Origin of the sequence: Streptococcus sp. SP1 (assembly GCF_030440005.1) — a bacterium.
GTDB lineage: Bacteria > Bacillota > Bacilli > Lactobacillales > Streptococcaceae > Streptococcus > Streptococcus parasanguinis.
Window position 1 is genome coordinate 89,335 of sequence record NZ_JAQFJJ010000001.1, and the last position, 19,060, is coordinate 108,394.

The 19,060-nt window shown below is 43.0% G+C and carries 13 protein-coding genes and 1 pseudogene; all 14 read right to left on the bottom strand.

The window, feature by feature from the left end; translation table 11 throughout:
* Nucleotides 1-4,400: pseudogene (gene essC, locus PCY07_RS00420) on the bottom strand (type VII secretion protein EssC).
* A gap of 3 nt (nucleotides 4,401-4,403) precedes the next feature.
* Complete coding sequence (gene essB, locus PCY07_RS00425) at nucleotides 4,404-5,693, bottom strand: type VII secretion protein EssB (RefSeq protein WP_301354885.1); 1,290 nt, start codon at nucleotides 5,691-5,693, stop codon at nucleotides 4,404-4,406.
* 1 nt (nucleotide 5,694) lies between these two features.
* Nucleotides 5,695-5,937 carry an EsaB/YukD family protein gene (locus PCY07_RS00430; RefSeq protein ID WP_013904565.1) on the bottom strand — a complete coding sequence of 81 codons (243 nt, stop codon included), beginning with the start codon at nucleotides 5,935-5,937 and terminating at the stop codon, nucleotides 5,695-5,697.
* Nucleotides 5,938-6,393 (bottom strand): type VII secretion protein EssA, encoded by a 456-nt coding sequence (gene essA / locus PCY07_RS00435; RefSeq protein ID WP_014712861.1) that lies wholly within the window; start codon nucleotides 6,391-6,393, stop codon nucleotides 5,938-5,940. It abuts the gene before it with no gap.
* Nucleotides 6,390-9,407, bottom strand: coding sequence for a type VII secretion protein EsaA (gene esaA, locus PCY07_RS00440; protein WP_301354883.1), 3,018 nt, complete (start codon nucleotides 9,405-9,407; stop codon nucleotides 6,390-6,392). Before esaA ends, essA begins: the two co-directional genes overlap by 4 nt.
* 131 nt (nucleotides 9,408-9,538) lie before the next feature.
* Complete coding sequence (locus PCY07_RS00445; RefSeq protein WP_003016069.1) at nucleotides 9,539-9,826, bottom strand: WXG100 family type VII secretion target; 288 nt, start codon at nucleotides 9,824-9,826, stop codon at nucleotides 9,539-9,541.
* Between the two features lie 605 nt (nucleotides 9,827-10,431).
* Nucleotides 10,432-12,282 carry a proline--tRNA ligase gene (locus PCY07_RS00450; RefSeq protein WP_041826219.1) on the bottom strand — a complete coding sequence of 617 codons (1,851 nt, stop codon included), beginning with the start codon at nucleotides 12,280-12,282 and terminating at the stop codon, nucleotides 10,432-10,434.
* A 15-nt stretch (nucleotides 12,283-12,297) separates the two neighbouring features.
* Entirely contained in the window at nucleotides 12,298-13,557 is a 1,260-nt protein-coding gene (gene rseP, locus PCY07_RS00455) for an RIP metalloprotease RseP (protein ID WP_301354879.1), read from the bottom strand.
* A gap of 36 nt (nucleotides 13,558-13,593) precedes the next feature.
* Nucleotides 13,594-14,397: a phosphatidate cytidylyltransferase gene (locus tag PCY07_RS00460; protein WP_041818427.1), complete on the bottom strand. Its 804-nt coding sequence runs from the start codon at nucleotides 14,395-14,397 to the stop codon at nucleotides 13,594-13,596.
* A gap of 9 nt (nucleotides 14,398-14,406) precedes the next feature.
* Nucleotides 14,407-15,156, bottom strand: a complete 750-nt coding sequence (locus tag PCY07_RS00465; protein ID WP_003016124.1) for an isoprenyl transferase — start codon at nucleotides 15,154-15,156, stop codon at nucleotides 14,407-14,409.
* Nucleotides 15,157-15,310: 154 nt separating this feature from the next.
* Nucleotides 15,311-15,637: a preprotein translocase subunit YajC gene (gene yajC, locus PCY07_RS00470; RefSeq protein ID WP_003016077.1), complete on the bottom strand. Its 327-nt coding sequence runs from the start codon at nucleotides 15,635-15,637 to the stop codon at nucleotides 15,311-15,313.
* A gap of 155 nt (nucleotides 15,638-15,792) precedes the next feature.
* Nucleotides 15,793-16,038, bottom strand: coding sequence for a hypothetical protein (locus PCY07_RS00475; protein ID WP_037616900.1), 246 nt, complete (start codon nucleotides 16,036-16,038; stop codon nucleotides 15,793-15,795).
* 225 nt (nucleotides 16,039-16,263) lie between these two features.
* Nucleotides 16,264-18,393, bottom strand: a complete 2,130-nt coding sequence (locus tag PCY07_RS00480; RefSeq protein ID WP_301354872.1) for an AAA family ATPase — start codon at nucleotides 18,391-18,393, stop codon at nucleotides 16,264-16,266.
* A gap of 356 nt (nucleotides 18,394-18,749) precedes the next feature.
* A complete protein-coding gene (locus tag PCY07_RS00485) occupies nucleotides 18,750-19,049 on the bottom strand; it encodes a hypothetical protein (protein ID WP_061604415.1) in 300 nt (99 codons plus the stop codon).
* Nucleotides 19,050-19,060: the final 11 nt, after the last annotated feature.

The window sequence follows — 19,060 nt, forward strand, 5'->3', positions numbered from 1 at the left end:
CTATTTCATTAATACTTTCACTTTTCTTACAAATCCATCTTCTACATAGTAGTTCACCTGGCTATCAAGTGGTTCTTCACGGACTGGTCGATTGATAACATTTAGGACACTTTGGTCTGTAATCCGCATAGCCACGATCGCTTGTTTGTAGAGTTTGATAGATTTTGATACTTCGTCAATTTTTCGATTCAACTGGCTACCACTCATGGCTACTGTAGCATAGCCTGCACGCGCCCCTTTTTCAAGGACATAGTTCAGACTAGATTGCAGATCCATACTTAGATCATTCATAAGTTCTAGTTGATTGTATAGTACAATCGTTGCTTCATGTTGTGATTTCTGCTGTTCCAATCTCAATTGGATATTTTCTTCCATTTTCTTGATTCCAGCTACATAGTCTTCCTTCGTAGAGAGAATTGTCACACCTTCCATCTCTGGCAATTCATTATAGGCTGGCGCCAACACAATCACCTTTTGCTTACTGTGGGCGATTTGTTTGACGAATTGTATCATCTGCTCTTCCTTATCTGTTAGATAAAGAAGGTTGCCTTTCTTGAGCTCCCATGTCACAGGCTCAACTGTTTCCAGATCCAATCCGAGTGGTACTTTTCCTTCATCCAACAAAGCTGCTACGTCCTCACGTCCATAGAAGGCTGCTTCTGTCAACTCATCTGGCACCATTGGGATGCCTGCTGGTGTTTGGCCTGTCCACATCTCTTTGAGGCTTTGGACTTGGTCGCGGAGGTTGTTGATGATTTGGATATCATTGTCCCCTGCGACTGGTAGAGCGAACTGGACGACATCGACTTCGTCACGCTTCATGAGCGCGCGTCCCTTGATGTCTTCCATAGTAGCTGCTAGTGGGGTTGCTCCCACGATCCCGCGGACTTCAGAGATATCATTTTGTGGCAAGGTCAGTTGGTGCTTGAAGTTGGAATAGAGCTGCGCCCGTAGGTTGTTCTGACGGCTAGCTGTGATGATCAGGTGCACACCGATGCTGAGACCTTCACGAGAGATCCGCATGAAGAGCTTGAAGAGATCTGTCTCATAAGGCTCGTCCTTCATAGACTCATAGCTATCCATGAGGATAACCATAGTCGGCTCTTGCTTGCCGGTCACTTCACGGTAGAGGGCGATGGTGCCGACACCATGCTCAGAGAGGAGTTTCTTGCGACGATCCAATTCGCGGTTGATGATCCGGATGAATTTCTGGATTTTTTCCGTCTGATCGAGCAAGAGGCTATCTGCCACATGTGGCAATTGAGTCAAGGGTGCTAGACCATTGGTTCCGAAATCCAGCAGGTACATGGTCAGATTTTCTGGACTCTGCTTGCGAGCTAGATCCATTGCGGCTGTCTGTAGGAAAGTGGTCTTTCCTGTACCTGGACTTCCGTAAAGGAGGATATTCCCATCTTTTGATAGATCGATAGCGACAGCTTCTTGCTTTTGCGCTTGCGGGATATCGGCGACCCCGATTAGGACGCTTGGAGCTGTCCGCTTTTGCCAAGCCTCGATCGGCACGACCTTGTCCAACTCATCCAGCGTGATTCGCTCTTTGAGCGGTGGCAACCATGGTTGGGCCACAGCTGCGATGCCTTCTTGTTGATGCAAGTGGTTGATTTCTTGCACGATGACATCCAGCTCTGTTGGCACTTCCTTGATTTCTTCTGCCATATCCAGACCGGATAAGTCTTGGTTGAGGACTTCGTATTGGCCCAGTTCATTGATCAAGTAGATGGTATGGTCTTCGATTCCTAGCTGGTCCTTCTCAGGTTGGTAGTCTGCTCCTGACCAAGCGGTTTGAAAGAGTTCATAGACTTCGTTATTCCCGACTTGGAGGTAGGCACGACCGGTCTGAGTGATTTCAGCCGCATCTGCCGTCCGCAGCATCTCCATAGAGTCCCCACGGTCTGCCACCTTGAGGGCTAGCTTGAAGCGGGAGTTGGACCAGATCTGGTCATCCACGACCCCAGAAGGTTTTTGCGTCGCAAGGATCAAGTGCACCCCGAGGGAACGCCCGACACGCGCGATAGAGACCAATTCCTTGATGAAGTCTGGTTGGTTGACCTTGAGCTCGGCGAACTCATCACTGATCAAGAAGAGGTGAGGAAGCGGTTCGGTCGCTTCACCGAGTTTAAATTTCTTTTGGTATTGGTTGATATGGTTGACCCCATATTGACCAAAGAGCCGTTCCCGACGATGGATCTCCGCATTGATAGAGGCTAGGGCCCGCATGGACTGGGCACCATCCAAGTTGGTGATGGTCCCAAGCAAATGAGGAAGATCCTTGAAGAGGTTGGCCATTCCCCCACCCTTGTAGTCGATGAGGAGGAAAGCCACATCGTGTGGGTGGAAGTTGACGGCAAGACTCAGGATATAAGACTGAATGGTTTCAGACTTACCAGAACCGGTTGTCCCTGCAATCAAACCGTGTGGTCCATGAGCTTTTTCATGGAGATTGAGGTAGACCAAATCGTCCTTTCCACGCAGACCGATCGGAACAGCCAAACTTTGGTAAGGGGCATGGCTCTCCCAACGACTCAAGACCTTGAGGTCATTAAAAGTTTCCGCTTGGTACATTTCAAGGAAAGTCACCGAGTCTGGAATTGAGCTCTTGAGCTGTTGGATATGCTTCAGTGGGGCAAGGCCACGCGAGATGGCTTCCTTGTCATAGCCTTCAGGGAAGTGGTCCAATTGGAAGTCGAGCTCCCGAAGAACCCCTTCTTGCAAGAGCAATTGCCCTTGGTTGCGGTCCTTGATAGAGATAACGGTTTGGATATTTTCAGAAAGAGATGAGAGCACGTCTGCCACATAGATAATGGAGCAGCCGAGCTCTGTCGGATCCTCACGGAAGAACTCCATGATGACATGATCCAAAATCAAGGTTTCATCGGTGATGAGGACCACATAGTGAGGGTGGAAGATCTTGGTATCATTAGCTTTTTCTTCCTCTTTTTGCGCCTTGCGGAGCTTGAGGATCTGGTTGAGACTGTTCAAGACCTGATCGCGTGTCCGCTGATTGTAGACAAAGCTACGGACATTCATGTCTTGCAGAGTCGCATGGGGCAACCAGCGCATCCAATCCCAACTTTCTTTTTCCTCTTCTGGAATAATCGGAATAATGGTCAGATCATGGTAAGAGTGAAAGACAGCCAATTGGGCAACCAGGAGTTGCAACTGCTCTAGCACGATAGGACGAGGGCCGACGTACCCTACAGGTCCTCGATTAAGGCTGGCTACAATCGGAAGATTGTCGATCTTTTGGTGAGCTTGGAACAGGGCATAGCCTTCTTCTTCTAAGGCATCTTTCTTCCCACTGCGCTCTTCCTGACCATATTTGAGCTCATAGCTGGTTGGAACCTTGCCCAAGCCCAAACGATAGGCCAAAAAGTCAAAATGAAGCGGTGTTTTTTCGTAGATCCGCGAGTCATAGCGTTTGACCATCTTGGTCAAATCTTCAATCGCTGGGAAATGGTAAAACATGCCTTCTCGCTGCTTCCGAGATAGCTGTTCCAAGTCCTTGGCCTTGTCCTTGAGATAGAGATGGTAGAGCTCCACGCGCTCTTTCTTGTCTTCTTTGTATTTCTTACGATTTTTGAAGAAGCCTTGGACCGAAAAGATCACACTAACCACAGACATGGATACCGTCGCGATGATATAGAGCCCACGCGGTTGGAAAATGGTGATCAAGAGGGTCACCCCAACCATGATGAGGGGTGGCATGATCAACTTCAAGAGTTCATCTGATGGTTTTTGAGGCTCCGCTCCCGGAGGATTGATCAAGATCTTGTCTTCCGAACTCCGGTAGATAATCCGAGGAGATCGGTGGTACTCTGGATAGTCATTGTAGAAGTCATAACGTGAATGCAAACGCGGCACCAGATAAGGACTTACTTCGACTGTCCCTTCCACGCCAAATTCTTCTGGATAGAGCTTAAAGGTCACATCTCCAATAGCCAGCTCATCCCCAAAGGCCAGTGGAAAAGTCGCTTCACTGACGAGTTTATGGTTATGGTAGAGTTTTCCAGATAAGAGCTGGCAAGTCCAAGTCTGCTCTTTTTCACAAGGAGAAAGCGTACTGGATAGTGCAAGCGCACATCTGCACCCTTTTCATCTGCTACGAGGATTTCTTCCTTGTCTAGCAGTTCATAGGTATGGACTTCTCCTGTCGCCAAGTAGCAGACCACATCCCCAAGGATCTTGCTATTTTCAAGCACGCCCTTGTCTTCACCATACCGGTAGGAGATTTCTCCTTGACTCCATTGAAAATGAAGGGGATTTTCTTGCGAAGCCAGGGTCAACTGAGCTGTTTCTTGATTCGATACGGTCGCTGTTTTTCCCTCTTCTAGCGCTAGCTCATAGCGAAAACCTTTTTTATAGAGTATGATACGTTTTTTCATAGACTACTCCTTGTGGTCGCTAGACTCAGTCGAGCTTGCAGTTGTAGAAGACGAGCTTTCTGTTGAGGAGCCTTCTGTAGACGAAGCTGTTGTTGAGCTGCTAGTGGAAGCTTTGGTTTCATCTGTCTCAGCTTCCAAGAGTTTAGAGCGGGCATCCCAGTATTTCTTGTATTCGCCTTCTAACTCAGAGAGTTTCTTCTCGCGTTGTTCACCAGAGAGTTTTTCGCTATCACGTGTCGCCTTGATTTCTTTACGAAGGGCATAAATGATCAAGTCTGAATCGTCGATCCGCTTGGCTGTATCCAGCGCTTGGGTAAAGTCATGACGGCCGATATAGATCCAGTAGTGGAGATAGAGGCTATCTGACTTGAGCGTAACATTGTTAAGGATGACCTTCTTTTGGTCCTCTGAGAAATTCAAGCCTTGCAAATAAGACGTTGCCAACTCATATTTCTGTGTCGTTGGAAGACTGCTTGGAGCTACTCCCTCCAGTTCATCGATCACACCGGTGTAGTCTACCTTGAGATAGGCTGTATCCGCTTGAAGCAACTTTTCTTTAAAGGGTGCTTGGAAAAAGACCAAATAGATCAAGGGCAAGAGTAAGAGGGCCACTACAGCGGAAAGCCAAACGGTTGCCAACTTAAAGATTCGGTGTTGACGACTTGAAACCAAGGTCAAGGTCTTTTCTTCCTCTTCCTTGCGTTCTTGGTAGGCTTTCTCTAAAAGAGCTTTCATCTCTTCTAAGCTAGCCGCATCACGGATTTCCACCAAGAACTCTGGCAGATCTTCTAATTCAAGCGTGCCTTGATAGAGCTCCATGAAATCCCAGTCCCCAAAAAGAGTGACCGCATAGCACTTGGCCTGACGCAAGAATTCATCCTGATCCCACTTGCGTGGCACCATTATTCCCGGAACCCCGCGGTAAGCGATCTTGACTTGTGCATCCTTGGTCACAAACAAATTGACGGGATGCAACATAAAGGTCACCGGAAGCTCCAAGGCTGGCGCCAAATCTAAGACATTAATAGTTAGACGCAGACGGTCTGATACTGGTAATACCTGGATTTCTTCATCACTCAAGCCCAGAGCATCTGTCTGATAGGTCAGATGAATCTGGTCTTGATCCGCCGTCATGCTTTGCTCTAAAAACAAGGGATGATGGAGATCCAAAATCCATAAATTGCGTAAATCCTGGCTATCCACTTCTGAACGCTTGAGGTCCATCCGCCAGCTCGTTTCTTCTTTTTCAAAACGGAAGACTTGTTCTTCCAGTGTAAATTGTTCTTCTTTCACCTTACCACTCCTCAATCTCGATCAGATCACCACTTGTGATCGGATACTCTTGTACCACCTTGCCTTCATCCAGCAAGATGCCTTTATTTACCACGCGCAACTGATACTTGCTTCTAGGCTCCATGGCAGATCCAAAGATCTGATCCAATTCCCGAATCAAGCGTCGCACCTCCATCCGCGTTGGGATTCGGAGGTCATGGCTTGCACCATTCATACGGAAGGTGACATTGATATGTTGCTCCATTTAGGCCTCTTTTCTATAGATTCGATAGGAAATATAGCCAGCAATCCCAAAGAGAAGAGCACTCCAAGCCAACATTTGCAAGGCTGGAATAAAATCCGCCAAGCTGGCCGAATTGTCCTCCACATTGGACTCGAATTTAGATAATTTTTGATTTTCAGGCTGGAACAGGTCCGCTTCAGGCTCTGTTTTTTTCTTTCCCTTTATAGCAGAAAACAACTGGCCGTCTGAATCGGTCAATTGTTTCTCTTGCTTGCGTTTTTCATCTGCTAATTTTTTCTGATCCTTCTCATTGAAAAGAGACTCAGTGGCATCCAATTGGCCACCAAGTGTCTTTTCCTCTTCTGTCTCAAGACGTGAGTTGTTGACCTGCAGACGATTATCAATAAAATCATCTGCAGAAACAACAGCTACTGGCAAGAGACTAAAGACAAAGAGAAGATACATCATTTTTTTCATAAGCTTGATTCAATTTCCTTTGTTTGAGTAAACTTCTTTGGAAGGAAGATGTTGGCAACAGTCAAAAGGCCGAAGAAAACCAACAATCCAAAGAAGACGGTAAATCCAGCTGTTTGTCCATCAAAGTAACCCGCAAACTGTCCTTCTAGAATAGAGAGGAGGTTAATATTTTTCACAAATGCTGGAAGGCCCGACAAGGTCGCAGTCGTTCCGATCGCGCTTGATAGGTAGACATAGCTGATCAACATGAAGAAGGCCAGTCCCATTCCAATCACACGGAAGTGTTTCAAGAGAAGGTATTGCAGTTGTACCAATACAAACCCCGCCAATACTGCTAGTAACACCCACGAAGGAACATATTCACGACCAACAGAGAGTTGGATACTTGAAATCATTCCGATCACAAGTCCAAGGATAAGGGAAAGTCCTACAAGGACACCGACAGTTAAGAGATCCGATTCTTGCAAACGATCCAATTTAAAACGGTCTTTCACCTTGCGAATAATTGGTTGCGTCGCAAAGAGATAAGCTGTAAAGAGGCTCAAGACTTCCAACATAAAGATCCAGATAAATGGACGGTAGACATTGATGGTCGCTTTCACAGAAGAAGATTTCTCTGCAACTGGATTTGACAAGAAGTCAAGCAAGACTTCATTTGGCACTCCATTTTCATAGGCATTGTTGAAGACTTTACGGAAGGCTTCGACGAAGTTCCCATTTTCAGACAATTCCTTATCAAATTCACTCATCAAACTCTCTGCATTACTAGACAATTTCTCCGTGGTACCTTGCGCTCGTTGTAATTCCTTGTTCAATTGGTTAAAGATTTCATTGGTTGAATTTGCGGCATCTACATTACTACGCGAAGAGGTCTTTACCCCTTCAGTTGAGTTCAACAATGATGTATATTCCGAACCAAGAGCCGACAAGTCCACGTCCGTCTTAGTTTGAGCAAGGTTGCTTGATTCTTGAGCATTCGAGATGCTCTCTAAGCGTTTTTGGAGATCTGCATATTGTTGCAGTTGATCATTGATGTTTTTAGTCAACTCGTTGTTACTATTTTCAATCTCTTCAAGGTTACGTTGCAACTGTGGACCTAAATCTTGCAATCGTTGGAGAGTACCATCTAGCTGTGCTTTGACACTCTTAGTTTCGTCCCCTGATTCATCTTTTTCAATGCTTGTGCGATAATCTTTGATATTGTTTACAACAGCTGTCTTCACAATATCAGTCAAGGCGTCAGTCAAATCGATATCTTCAATTGGATCATAGATTGAATGACGTTCTCCTTTACTATCTTTTGGATAGTAAGCATTCATCAACGTTTGCGCATGCTGATAAGCTAAGGCAATTTTACTTGCTTCACTTGCATAACTTGCTACAGCTTTTTTCAAGTCTTCTGCTGACACAGTTACATTAGTTGAAACAACACCATTCACAATAATTTTTATCTCTGAAGGACTTGGAATTGGAGCCCCATCTTCACTGAATTGAATGGCTATTTCTTTATCATCCTGAATCGTCACTTCCTGCTCAGCTCCACCAGCGTAAGAATTGCCGTCATAGGTCCAAGAGTCTATTTTAATCCCTGCCGGAGCTAGAATACTAACCTTCTGTTTCCCGGCTTTTGCATTGAGGATATTCGCGATAACAGTTGATTTGGCATCCACTTCCTGCGCTAATTTCTTCAAATTATCTGCGCTTCCTTTTGGAGTTCCCAGGGAAGCTGCAAAACTTCCATCAAAATCAATCGCTGTATCAAGATTTCCATACTTATTCAGATCGAAACTTTTTAAATCCAAACCTGGAAGTGCTTCAATCGCAGTTTGAATCTCCTCATCAGCAGCCTTACGTGCCTTGCTAATCACTTCAATACTTGACTTACCTAATAAGGTTCGAAGGGTAACCTTCTCTCCTTCCTTTAGACCATAGTAGCCCAAGAGTTTCTCTTTCACAGAAGTGTCGATGTTCTTTTCATGATCCTCTAACTTTTGACGCTCCGCCTTGATGCCTTTTTCTAGATCTGCAACACGATCATTAACATCTTTGGTTAAACCTGCGTAAGTCTTCGTTCCTGAAGCATCACCCTCAACTGGTTGGTTTAATTGCTTCGTAAGATTTTCCTGATTCAGTTGAAGATTCTTGTATAGTTCCTTCGTATTCTCGCTGAGAACTGATTGGTTCATAGACATCAGTTGATTCATGAAGTCTTCGTAACTAATCTTATCTTCAGAGCGTTGTTTTACAAGAGCATCAAAATTTTGACCATACTGATTCTGAGATTGAGTCAATTGATCAAAAGCCTGCGTATATGATTCCAGTACCGTCTTTAAGGCATTATTGGATTCCACCGATGACGTAGACAAGCTATAGAGACTCGGGAAAATATTCTTCGAATCCAAAGCTGAGTCCAACAAATTGCTACGATAAGAACCAATATTCGTTGACTGAATTTTGTTACTCGTCTCCACATTTTTCTGAGCTGTATAAAGGTTGCTCAAAATGCTGACCATATACATATCTACCAACTGGCTTCTCAAGTCCGAAACAATATCCTTGGCTACTTTATTTGCTTCATTTTCAACCTGTGAATTTCCAGCAGCATTGACCTTATAAGTGACTGTAGTCTTTTCCGCGTTGACTGCATTCACTTCAAGAACTTTCTCTGAAAAGTCACTTGGAATAACAATCATCAATTGGTATTTTCCATCTGCAAGACCAGATTCAGCAGCTCCACGTGGCAGTACAGACCAGCTTTGTGAATTATCTCGCTCGATATTTTTCACATAACTGGCACCAAGATTGTATTCTTTACCATTTAGCTTAACCGCTTGGTCTTCATTGACAACTGCAATATTGAGCTTGGTGTTTTCTGTTGTCTGTACGGTTTTAGCTTCATTTTGTTTTTGATCCTTTTGAACAGTCGTATAGAGACCGACCACAGCCCCCATCAAAAGGAGAACAACAGCACTCTGACCAATGTATTTTAACCATTTTTTATTTTTAACTTCCATACCTTTTCCTTTTTCTAATCATAAATACAAAATAGGGGTTAGGGATGGATGGACCTAACCCCTATTTTCTATATATCAAAAGACAAAAGGGTGATCTACCTACGAGAAGTAAGATCACCTCCAAGACTATCTTAATGGATTTGTGCAGCGATATCTTGGTCAGTTTGTTCAACGATATCAGCAACTTTAATCAATTGACCATTGATGTCTTCCAACAATTGAGCGAATTGTTTGATCTTTGGAGACAATTCGTTGAATTGTGCTTCAAAGCTATCAAATGCAGATCCATCCCAGTTTGCATCGATGACCTGTTGTTCATGAGTCAAAGTAGTAAGGATTTGATCGATCTCTTGAGAACCTTGTGCATAGCGTTGTGCTGAAGCACGTAGATCTTCTGGAGTTAATTTAATTTGAGCCATATTTTTCTCCTTTTGGGCTGATACCCTTATATTTTTTTCATAAACAATACATTAGAATGAATTAGCGAAATTCCAGACAACTGTATATTTTCCCTTTTTCCTCTCCCAGTATTATTTACTTAAAAATATCTTAATGAAATATTGTGAGAATGTCAATATTATAGGGCAAACTGATAAAACATTGTAATTTTGTTACAGCAATGTAATTTTTTGTAACAAAAATGTAACATATATTCAAAAAAGCCTGCCCCAATAGTCTTTAATTAGTAACAATTTGATTGTGTGAAAGAGATGTATTTTTTCTATACATTAACTCAACACATAGAGCGTAAATGTCGATTTTATACTTACGCTTTGAGTAGTATTAGATTTTTTTGTATAAATTCCCATTTTTGCTTTCAGAAGTTTATATCATACAAGGAGATCAGTATAGAAAATCCCCTTTATTCTAGCACCAAGACAATTCTTCACCTACAAGAAATCTCTATGAAAAAATATTCTACTCATCTCTATCTCATCCATAACCTTTACCGTTGTAGTGTTGGCCATAAAAAAACTCTCTGAGCATTTCTTTAACACATGGTTAAGGCTCAGAAAGCTTTTTCTTATTTGTTCAAGATTGAAAGTGTTTCAAGGAGATTATCCGCATGAACTTCGATGGTATCTCCTGTTGCTTTGATTTTCACTTCAACGATGCCTTCAGCTGCTTTTTTACCAACTGTTACGCGGATTGGAAGTCCAATCAAATCGCTATCGCTGAATTTGACACCAGCCCGTTCATTTCGGTCATCCACCAAGACTTCGTAGCCTTTATTGACTAAGCTTTCTTCGATCTGATTGGTCAAAGCAAGGCTCGCTTCATCCTTGACATTGACTGGAATCAAATGCACATCAAATGGCGCCAATTCTTTAGGGAAGTTAATCCCCCAAGCGTAACGGTATTCCCCTTTTGGTGTCTTATTGACAAAGAGGCGTGCATGTTGTTCCATAACTGCCGAAAGAAGACGACTCACACCGATACCGTAGCAACCCATGATGATTGGAACTGCACGGCCGTTTTCGTCCAAGACATCTGCTCCCATGCTAGCTGAGTAGCGTGTGCCGAGTTTGAAAATGTGACCGATCTCGATCCCTCGTGCAAATTTCAAGACGCCTTTACCATCCGGTGAGATTTCGCCTTCACGAACTTCACGGATATCGACGTATTCCGCAGTAAAATCACGTCCTGGGTTGACACCAGTCAAGTGGTAGCCTGTTTCATTGGCACCGACTACTGCATTGCGACTATCTTGAACCTTGCGGTCTGCGATAATCTTGACATTTTCAGGGAGATCTACTGGACCAAGAGAGCCAAAATCTGCTCCCAATAATTCTTTCACTTCCACTTCTGTTGCAGGTTCAAAGAAATCAGCTCCAAGGTAATTTTTCAACTTCACTTCATTAAGCTGATCATTTCCAACAAGTAGAGCTACTACAGGCTCACCGTCGGCAATGTAGACCAAGGTCTTGATCGTTGCACTTTCTGAAACATTCAAGAAATTTGCTACTTCATCAATAGATTTAACACCTGGTGTTTCCACGCGTTTGACTTCTTCTTCAGACACAACCCGGTTGCTTGGCTTGTACTCATTGGTAGCCATTTCCAAGTTCGCAGCATAGGTTGATTCGCTTGAATAAGCAATCGTATCTTCCCCAGAAACCATCCATTTAAGCAATTCTGCTTTAATTTCCTCTTGGACTTCTGCTGGGATCTCATCAAACGAAGGTACGGATTTGTCTAGAACCACCCAACGATCTAAGTCTGTACGAGCAGGTGTTACAGCCATGAACTCTTGGCTATCTTTTCCACCCATGGCACCACCATCTCCGATAATAGCCTTGAAGTCGATTCCACTACGGGTAAAGATACGCTCATAAGCCGCCTTGTATTCGTCATAAGTAACATCCAAACTATCATAGTTAGCATGGAAACTGTAACCATCTTTCATGATGAACTCACGGGTCCGAAGAAGACCGTTCCGTGGACGTTTTTCATCACGGTATTTGGGTTGAATTTGGTAGAGATTCAATGGCAATTGCTTGTAAGATTTTACCGAGTCGCGCACAATAGCGGTAAAGGTTTCTTCATGAGTTGGACCTAAGATAAAGTCAGAGCCTTCACGGTTTTTCAACTTATAGAGGTCTTCCCCGTAAGTTTCGTAACGACCAGATTCACGCCAGAGATCCGCACTCAAAAGGGCTGGAGCTAGCATTTCTACTGCTCCAATTTTTTCAAATTCTTGGCGCATGATGCCTTTTGCTTTTTCAATCACTCGATTTGCTAAGGGCAGATAAGAATAGACACCAGCTGAGACTTGGCGAACATAACCTGCACGTAACATCAAAGCATGGCTAATGACTTGGGCATCGCTTGGCATTTCGCGAAGCGTTGGAATCAACATTTTACTTTGTTTCATGGACAATATCCTTTTCTATTTCAAAAATAATTTCATAATATCATTCCAGGTGACAGCAATCATCAAAATAACCATTACAGCTACACCTGCAAGTGTCATATAGGTTTCTACTTCTTGTTTTAGTGGTTTTCTCCGAACCACTTCGATCAAATTGATCAAGATTTTCCCGCCATCCAAAGCCGGAATCGGGATTAGATTGAAGATGCCAATATTAATAGAGAGCATGGCCATAAGAGATAACACTGCCGGAATCCCTAATTGAGCAGCTTGTGAGCTGGCATTGTAGATGGCGACCGGACCACCCAGTTTATTGAGACTAAAGTGGAAAATAATATCTTTCAAAGCTCCCAAAATCCGTGTCGCTGTATTCCAGGTATCTGTAAAACCAGACAAGAGTTTATCTACAAATCCTGTCTTGAGGCCGTTTGTCACACCCAGATAGTAACGATTCCCTGACTTAGTTGGCTTCACTTTGACTTCTTTTTCTTGGCCGTCTGTCTTGACTTTCAGGGTCAATTCAGGAGTCGTCTTGCTGTCCTTGGTTGCCTTCTCGACAGCATCTGTCAGTTCATCCCAGTTGCTAACGGTATCGTTGTTGACTTGAAGGATCTGAACAGTGCTTTTGACACCGACCTTAGCAAGCGCCCCGTCGGGTGCCACCTGAACATTGTTACTGTAGTAATCAATCGCACCACCACGCATAAAGGCTAAGAGGGAATAGACGACAATACTGAGGATAAAGTTGTTCATAGGACCCGCAAAGTTGGTGATCAATCGTCCCCAAATGCTGGCGTTCTGATACTGAACATCTTTGGGTGCAATCCGCACTTCTGTCCCATCTTCCTCAACGATGGTCGCATCATGATCGACACCATAGGTCTTGGTCTCATCGAGAACCAGACCCGTGATTTCTAATTTATCTTCAAAGTCAAACTGGGTGACATTCATGGGAAGAGCTGTCTGATCCAGATTCTTTCCAGAAAGATTGATCCGGACAACCTTACCAGCTTCATTTACTGTCAAGCTAACAGGCGTTCCAGTTTTAATCTCAGTCGTATCCTCACCCCAACCAGCCATACGAACATAGCCACCTAAAGGTAGAATACGAATGGTATAAGCTGTTCCATCTTGACCAATATGGGCAAAGATCTTCGGCCCCATCCCGATCGAGAATTCTCGCACTAGGATTCCCGATTTTTTTGCGAAATAGAAATGACCAAACTCGTGAACGAGAACGATCACTCCAAAAATAACTATAAAGGCAATAAACTGCATCGTTCTATACGTGGTTTCCTTTCTATCTCTTCTGTCTTAGAACAAGCCCAAGAAATGCATCAAGGGAAAGACAAAAATCAAACTATCAAAGCGGTCTAGAACACCGCCATGTCCTGGAATAAATTTCCCAGAATCCTTGACACCGAAGTGGCGTTTAATCGCACTCTCTACGAGGTCGCCAAATTGACCTGCAATACTAAAAAGGATAGTAAAGAAGATCATGGCAAAAAAACCATGTCCGCCCGCTACAGAGCGATCAATGATCATAAAAAGAACGGTCACAACAACTGCAGATAGGATTCCACCAAGGCTACCTTCCACCGTTTTATTGGGAGAAACCGTAGGCATGAGCTTGCGTTTCCCAAACTGACTTCCCACAAGGTAGGCGCCTGAATCAGTAGCCCAGACTATAAAGAGGGCTAAAAGAACCTTGTCGATACCAGCAATTCGCGCATCTACTAAGGAATGGAAACCAAGTCCAACATAAAAGCTGGAAGCAATGGGGTAGACCACATCCTCATAATTGTAATTCTGAGCGAGAACAGTTGTTCCCATTAGAGTCAAGACGATTAAACCGTAAGCAATCATATTGCCATCTGCTGGAAGGTAAGGGAGGTAGTCCTCGATCGGCAAGGTCAAAACAAAGGCCGCTAACATGGCTAGCGCACCTTCAAAGGTCGCTGTTTCAAGCCCTTTCATCTTGAGCAGTTCATGAACACCTAGCATAGCAATCAAACCAATTACAATCTGGAAGAACACCCCTCCAACCATTACTGTTGGAATGAAAAAGAGTAGGGCAATCCCTCCAAAAATCACACGTTTTTGTAAATCTTTCGTCATCATCTTCTCCTAAACACCGCCAAATCTCCGGTGGCGATGGCTATATTCTACTACGGCACTTCTTAGTGCCTCTTCTCCAAAATCGGGCCACATCACATCCGTGAAATACAACTCACTGTAAGCAGCCTGCCAAGGAAGAAAGTTACTCAAACGGATCTCCCCACTTGTACGAATAATCAAATCCGGATCCCTTAGAATACGTGGCAAACTTTCAGTGTAGAGATAATCTGCGATCACTTCTTCTGTAATATCTTCTGGACTGAACTTCGCATCCAAGACTTCTTGAGCGATCTGCTTCACAGCCTGAGTGATCTCTGCACGTCCACCATAATTGAGTGCGAAATTCAGAATCAAGCCCGTATTGAGGTGGGTCATCGCTTCTGCTCTTTCCAAAGCCTCTAAGGTTTCTTTGGGTAATTTCTTGGTATCACCGATCATTTGAATCTTGACATTGTTGCGATGCAATTCGGGGACGAAGCGATCATAAAACTCAACCGGCAAGTGCATGATAAACTTGACTTCATCTTCAGGGCGTGCCCAATTTTCCGTAGAAAAGGCATAGACTGTCAAGACCTGAACCCCCATATTTTTCGCTGCAATCGTCACTTCTTGGAGAGCTTCCATCCCTGCTTTATGACCAAAGACACGCGGTTGCATCCGCTTTTTCGCCCAGCGACCATTGCCATCCATAATGATCCCAATGTGTTTCGGGACTTCTAAAGGAATCTCGATTTTTTCTTTCTTCTTAAAACGAAACATGTTTTTCTACCTATTTCAATATTTATCGCTTCATTATACCATAAATCCCCATAAAATAGGGACTATGGCCTCTATTTTGAACCAGCAGTACTTTCTTTCATCACATCGTCCTATTTGCCCATCAAAAAAGAGGCCTTTGCCTCTTCTTTGATAATTATTCTTCGATGGCTGAATCGGCATCTGAGCTAGCACCTTCTGTAGCAGTGGCTGAGATTCCTTCTGATACAGGAAGAACTGTTTTGATCGCTCCTAATTCAAAGGTCAGGTAGACACCATCAACATCCAAGACAACCGTCTTGCGTTCTGTATCGACTTCATCAATAGTTCCGTACAAGCCACCAATCGTGATGACTTCATTTCCTTTTTGAAGTTTATTCAAACTTTCCATCCGTTTTTGGTACTGTTTCTTTTGGCTACGGCTCATGAAGTACATCAAACCGACCATAAGAACGAGCATAATTAGCAAACTTCCGCCTTGCATATGTTTCTCCTTTAATTTTCATATATGCTATACTATATCAAATTTCGCCTGTCTTTTCAAGTTTTCCCATCCTCTTCAAGCAAATCAGACTCCAGTCTCAAAGAGGAGGCAAGTTTTGATGAAAAAGAAAAAAACCACGAAAAGTGGGCTACTGACTAGTCAATCTCAATGCCATACTTTTCATGATTCTCATCATACCAATCAATCAAGGCCAAGGCTGTTTGATAGGTAATATTTTTAATTTTACTCGTTCCCTTGGTCAAAGTCGCTAAGCTCATTTTGCTGATATTGGTTTCAGTTGCAACACGGTAGCTCGTTAAACGACCATCTACCATCAACTGCACAACAGCTTCAACCTTTTTGTATTCGGGAGTTGAGTAGATATCAATTGTATTGTTCATCATACTTCCATTCCTCAAATTTTTTTACTTTATAGATTATATACTTATTTTCTTTATTTATTAATAAATTTGCTTAATTCCTATGATTTTCCCTAATTATTAATATTTTTTTGCACATTTTTGGTGTTTTCGATTCTATCAGGCGAATAATTTCCCCCGGGTGGGAAGAAAAAATAAAGACTGCTATATTATAGCAGTCCCCATTTTTTCTATCACTGTCAGAAGTTATTCTGCTTCTTTATCCGTATTTTCTTCTTTCTTGGTATCTTTTTCTCTGATCACAAGTACACCATCTTCCATGTCAGCTTCAAGATGTTTGGCATCCAAGTTATCCAAGTGGAAGTCTGTGACTTTGTCACGGATTTGTTGTTCAACTACCCGACGGAGTGGACGAACACCCATCACTTCATCATAACCTTCTTCAGTCATATATTCTTTGGCTGCATCGCTCACTGCCAAGTCAATTTCCTTCTTAGAAAGGGTCTTATTGACATCTACCAACATCAAATCAACAATCTTAGAAAGGTCTTCCTTGCTCAAGTGTGAGAATTCGATGACAGCATTGAAACGGTTCAAAAATTCTGGACGGAAGTAAGGTTTCAAACGATCCATAAGTTCTGGTTTATCCGCATCTTCTGTCAAGTTAGCTTCGTAACCAAAGCCAGCGTTTGAAGTGGCGATAATCACTGTATTCTTGAAGTTTACCGTGTTCCCTTGACCATCTGTCAAACGACCATCATCCAAAACTTGAAGGAGAAGGGTGATCACTTGAGGATCCGCCTTTTCAATTTCGTCAAGAAGAACGATTGAGTATGGGTTACGGCGAACACGTTCTGTTAAGGTATTGTTATTGTCATCATATCCAACATAACCAGCTGTCGTACCAATCAATTTAGAAACAGCTGTGCGGTCGCTATATTCTGACATGTCCAAACGAATGATAGCATCTTTGGTACCGAACATATCAAGAGCCAATTGTTTAGCCAACTCAGTCTTACCGACACCAGTAGGACCTACAAAGAGGAAGCTACCGATTGGACGGTTACCTTCGTCAAAACCTGCACGGTTCCGACGGATAGCACGTGCCACTGCTTCAACGGCTTTATCTTGACCGATAACCTTAGTTTGCAAACGATGACCCATATCTTTCAAACGTTCGATATCAGTTGCACCCATTTGAGATACTGGAATACCCGTCATCCGTTCTACTGATTCAGCCACATCGTTGATTGTTGCTGTTACCTTATGGTCTTCTGTGTGGTTGGCAATTTTCTTTTCAAGTTCTTCGATACGAACTTTTGCTTTCAAAGCTGCTTCGTAATCTTCTTTAGCAGCAGCTTCTTCTTGTTTGGTTTTTTCTTCTTCAATTTCATGTTCCACAGCATGGACATCTGTTACAGGATGTTGGGCTGCCAAGTGAGCAGCTGTCACATCGACCAAGTCAATGGCCTTATCAGGCAAGCTACGTTGTGGAATGTATTGGATCGAATAATCAACCGCTGCTTTCAAAACTTCATCTGGCAAGATGACATTGTGGTGTTTTTCATAAAGATCACGGATCCCTTGGAGAATCTTGAAAGTATCTTCAGCTGATGGAGCATTGACTTTCACTTCGTTGAAACGACGAGCAAGAGCCGCATTCTTCAAGATGGTATTACGGTATTCATCTTGAGTAGTTGCCCCAATGACTGTCAATTCCCCACGTGAAAGAGCAGGTTTAATGATATCCGCAAGACCTTTAGATCCTTGACCATCACCTGTGCTACCTGCACCAAGGATTTGATGGATTTCATCAAAGAAGAGAATGACATTTCCCATAGCTTTGACTTCTTGGATCAGATTTTGAATATTTTCTTCAAAGCTACCACGGTATTGCGTACCAGCTTCTAGACCAGAAATATCAATCGAGATGATTTCTTTGTTCTTGATAGCAGCTGGAACATCCCCGTTCACAATAGCTTGTGCCAAACCTTCTACAACTGCTGTTTTACCAACACCGGCATCCCCTACAAGGACAGGGTTGTTCTTGGTACGACGAGACAAGATTTCAGCAGTTTCTTGAATTTCTTTATTACGTCCGATGACTGGATCCAATTTTCCTTCACGAGCTTCTTCGGTCAAGTTACGACCAAGTTTTGCAAGGATCCCATCTTGTTTCATTCCTTTACCTTGACGGTGTTGCACTTGCTCGCTTCCTTCATTTGGAAGTTGACCAGTTTGACGGTAGATAGCAAATTCTTCTGGTGTCACTTCACGACCGTTGATCATGTAGCGACGGCTTTCAGAACGAAAACCACCCATATTTCCCATTAGTTGATTGAAAAGATCATCCATATTGTTAAAGTTGTTATTCATATTGTATACCTCTAATTTACATAATTTTAATTCATTCTTGAAAATTAGCAGACCAATTGGCTGCTGTTCGATTGTTTACATAATTTTAATTTATTTATTAAATAATAGCCCTACAGGCTAACAGTTTCTATTTTTCCTTTTATCAATTAGTTGTCTTAATTCTGGAAATAGCATATCACCATCTCCTTTCCACTATTGATCTTGTAAACCAGTAGGTTTTTTCAACCTCTTTTGTTTACATAAATTATTATAACGCAGACTGATTTCTTTGTCAACATTTTTTACATAATTTTTAAAAATTTTTTAAAAAAATCTGGATGTCACTCCAGATTCCACATTTAAATAGAAGTACTTGGCTAGATAGATTTAAATTTCCCAGCTTTTTCTTGAATAGCCGTCTGTACATTTTTAGCAAATTGACCCACCATGGATTGGTCCAGTTGCTTTCCGACTACCTGGACATCTTCTTCGGCTACTGTTGTAATCGCAGTCAATCCATCATTGTAACGCTTCTCAACTCCTGCCTTGCAGGTCAATAAAACGGGCGCATAGACAACACGGATTAAATCTTTTTCAAGTTTCTTTCGGCTTTCGATGATCCTCATCTTATCTTTCATATCTAAATCAAAAAAATCTTTGACTGGACTATCACCCATACTTCCTCCTC

Excerpts from the sequence above, each read along its gene's own strand:
- PCY07_RS00430 (WP_013904565.1), bottom strand. The coding sequence starts at position 5,937 with ATGGAGCAACATATCAATGTCACCTTCCGTATGAATGGTGCAAGCCAT.
- essA (WP_014712861.1), bottom strand. The coding sequence starts at position 6,393 with ATGAAAAAAATGATGTATCTTCTCTTTGTCTTTAGTCTCTTGCCAGTA.
- esaA (WP_301354883.1), bottom strand. The coding sequence starts at position 9,407 with ATGGAAGTTAAAAATAAAAAATGGTTAAAATACATTGGTCAGAGTGCT.
- PCY07_RS00445 (WP_003016069.1), bottom strand. The coding sequence starts at position 9,826 with ATGGCTCAAATTAAATTAACTCCAGAAGATCTACGTGCTTCAGCACAA.
- PCY07_RS00450 (WP_041826219.1), bottom strand. The coding sequence starts at position 12,282 with ATGAAACAAAGTAAAATGTTGATTCCAACGCTTCGCGAAATGCCAAGC.
- rseP (WP_301354879.1), bottom strand. The coding sequence starts at position 13,557 with ATGCAGTTTATTGCCTTTATAGTTATTTTTGGAGTGATCGTTCTCGTT.
- PCY07_RS00460 (WP_041818427.1), bottom strand. The coding sequence starts at position 14,397 with ATGACGAAAGATTTACAAAAACGTGTGATTTTTGGAGGGATTGCCCTA.
- PCY07_RS00465 (WP_003016124.1), bottom strand. The coding sequence starts at position 15,156 with ATGTTTCGTTTTAAGAAGAAAGAAAAAATCGAGATTCCTTTAGAAGTC.
- yajC (WP_003016077.1), bottom strand. The coding sequence starts at position 15,637 with ATGCAAGGCGGAAGTTTGCTAATTATGCTCGTTCTTATGGTCGGTTTG.
- PCY07_RS00475 (WP_037616900.1), bottom strand. The coding sequence starts at position 16,038 with ATGAACAATACAATTGATATCTACTCAACTCCCGAATACAAAAAGGTT.
- PCY07_RS00480 (WP_301354872.1), bottom strand. The coding sequence starts at position 18,393 with ATGAATAACAACTTTAACAATATGGATGATCTTTTCAATCAACTAATG.
- PCY07_RS00485 (WP_061604415.1), bottom strand. The coding sequence starts at position 19,049 with ATGGGTGATAGTCCAGTCAAAGATTTTTTTGATTTAGATATGAAAGAT.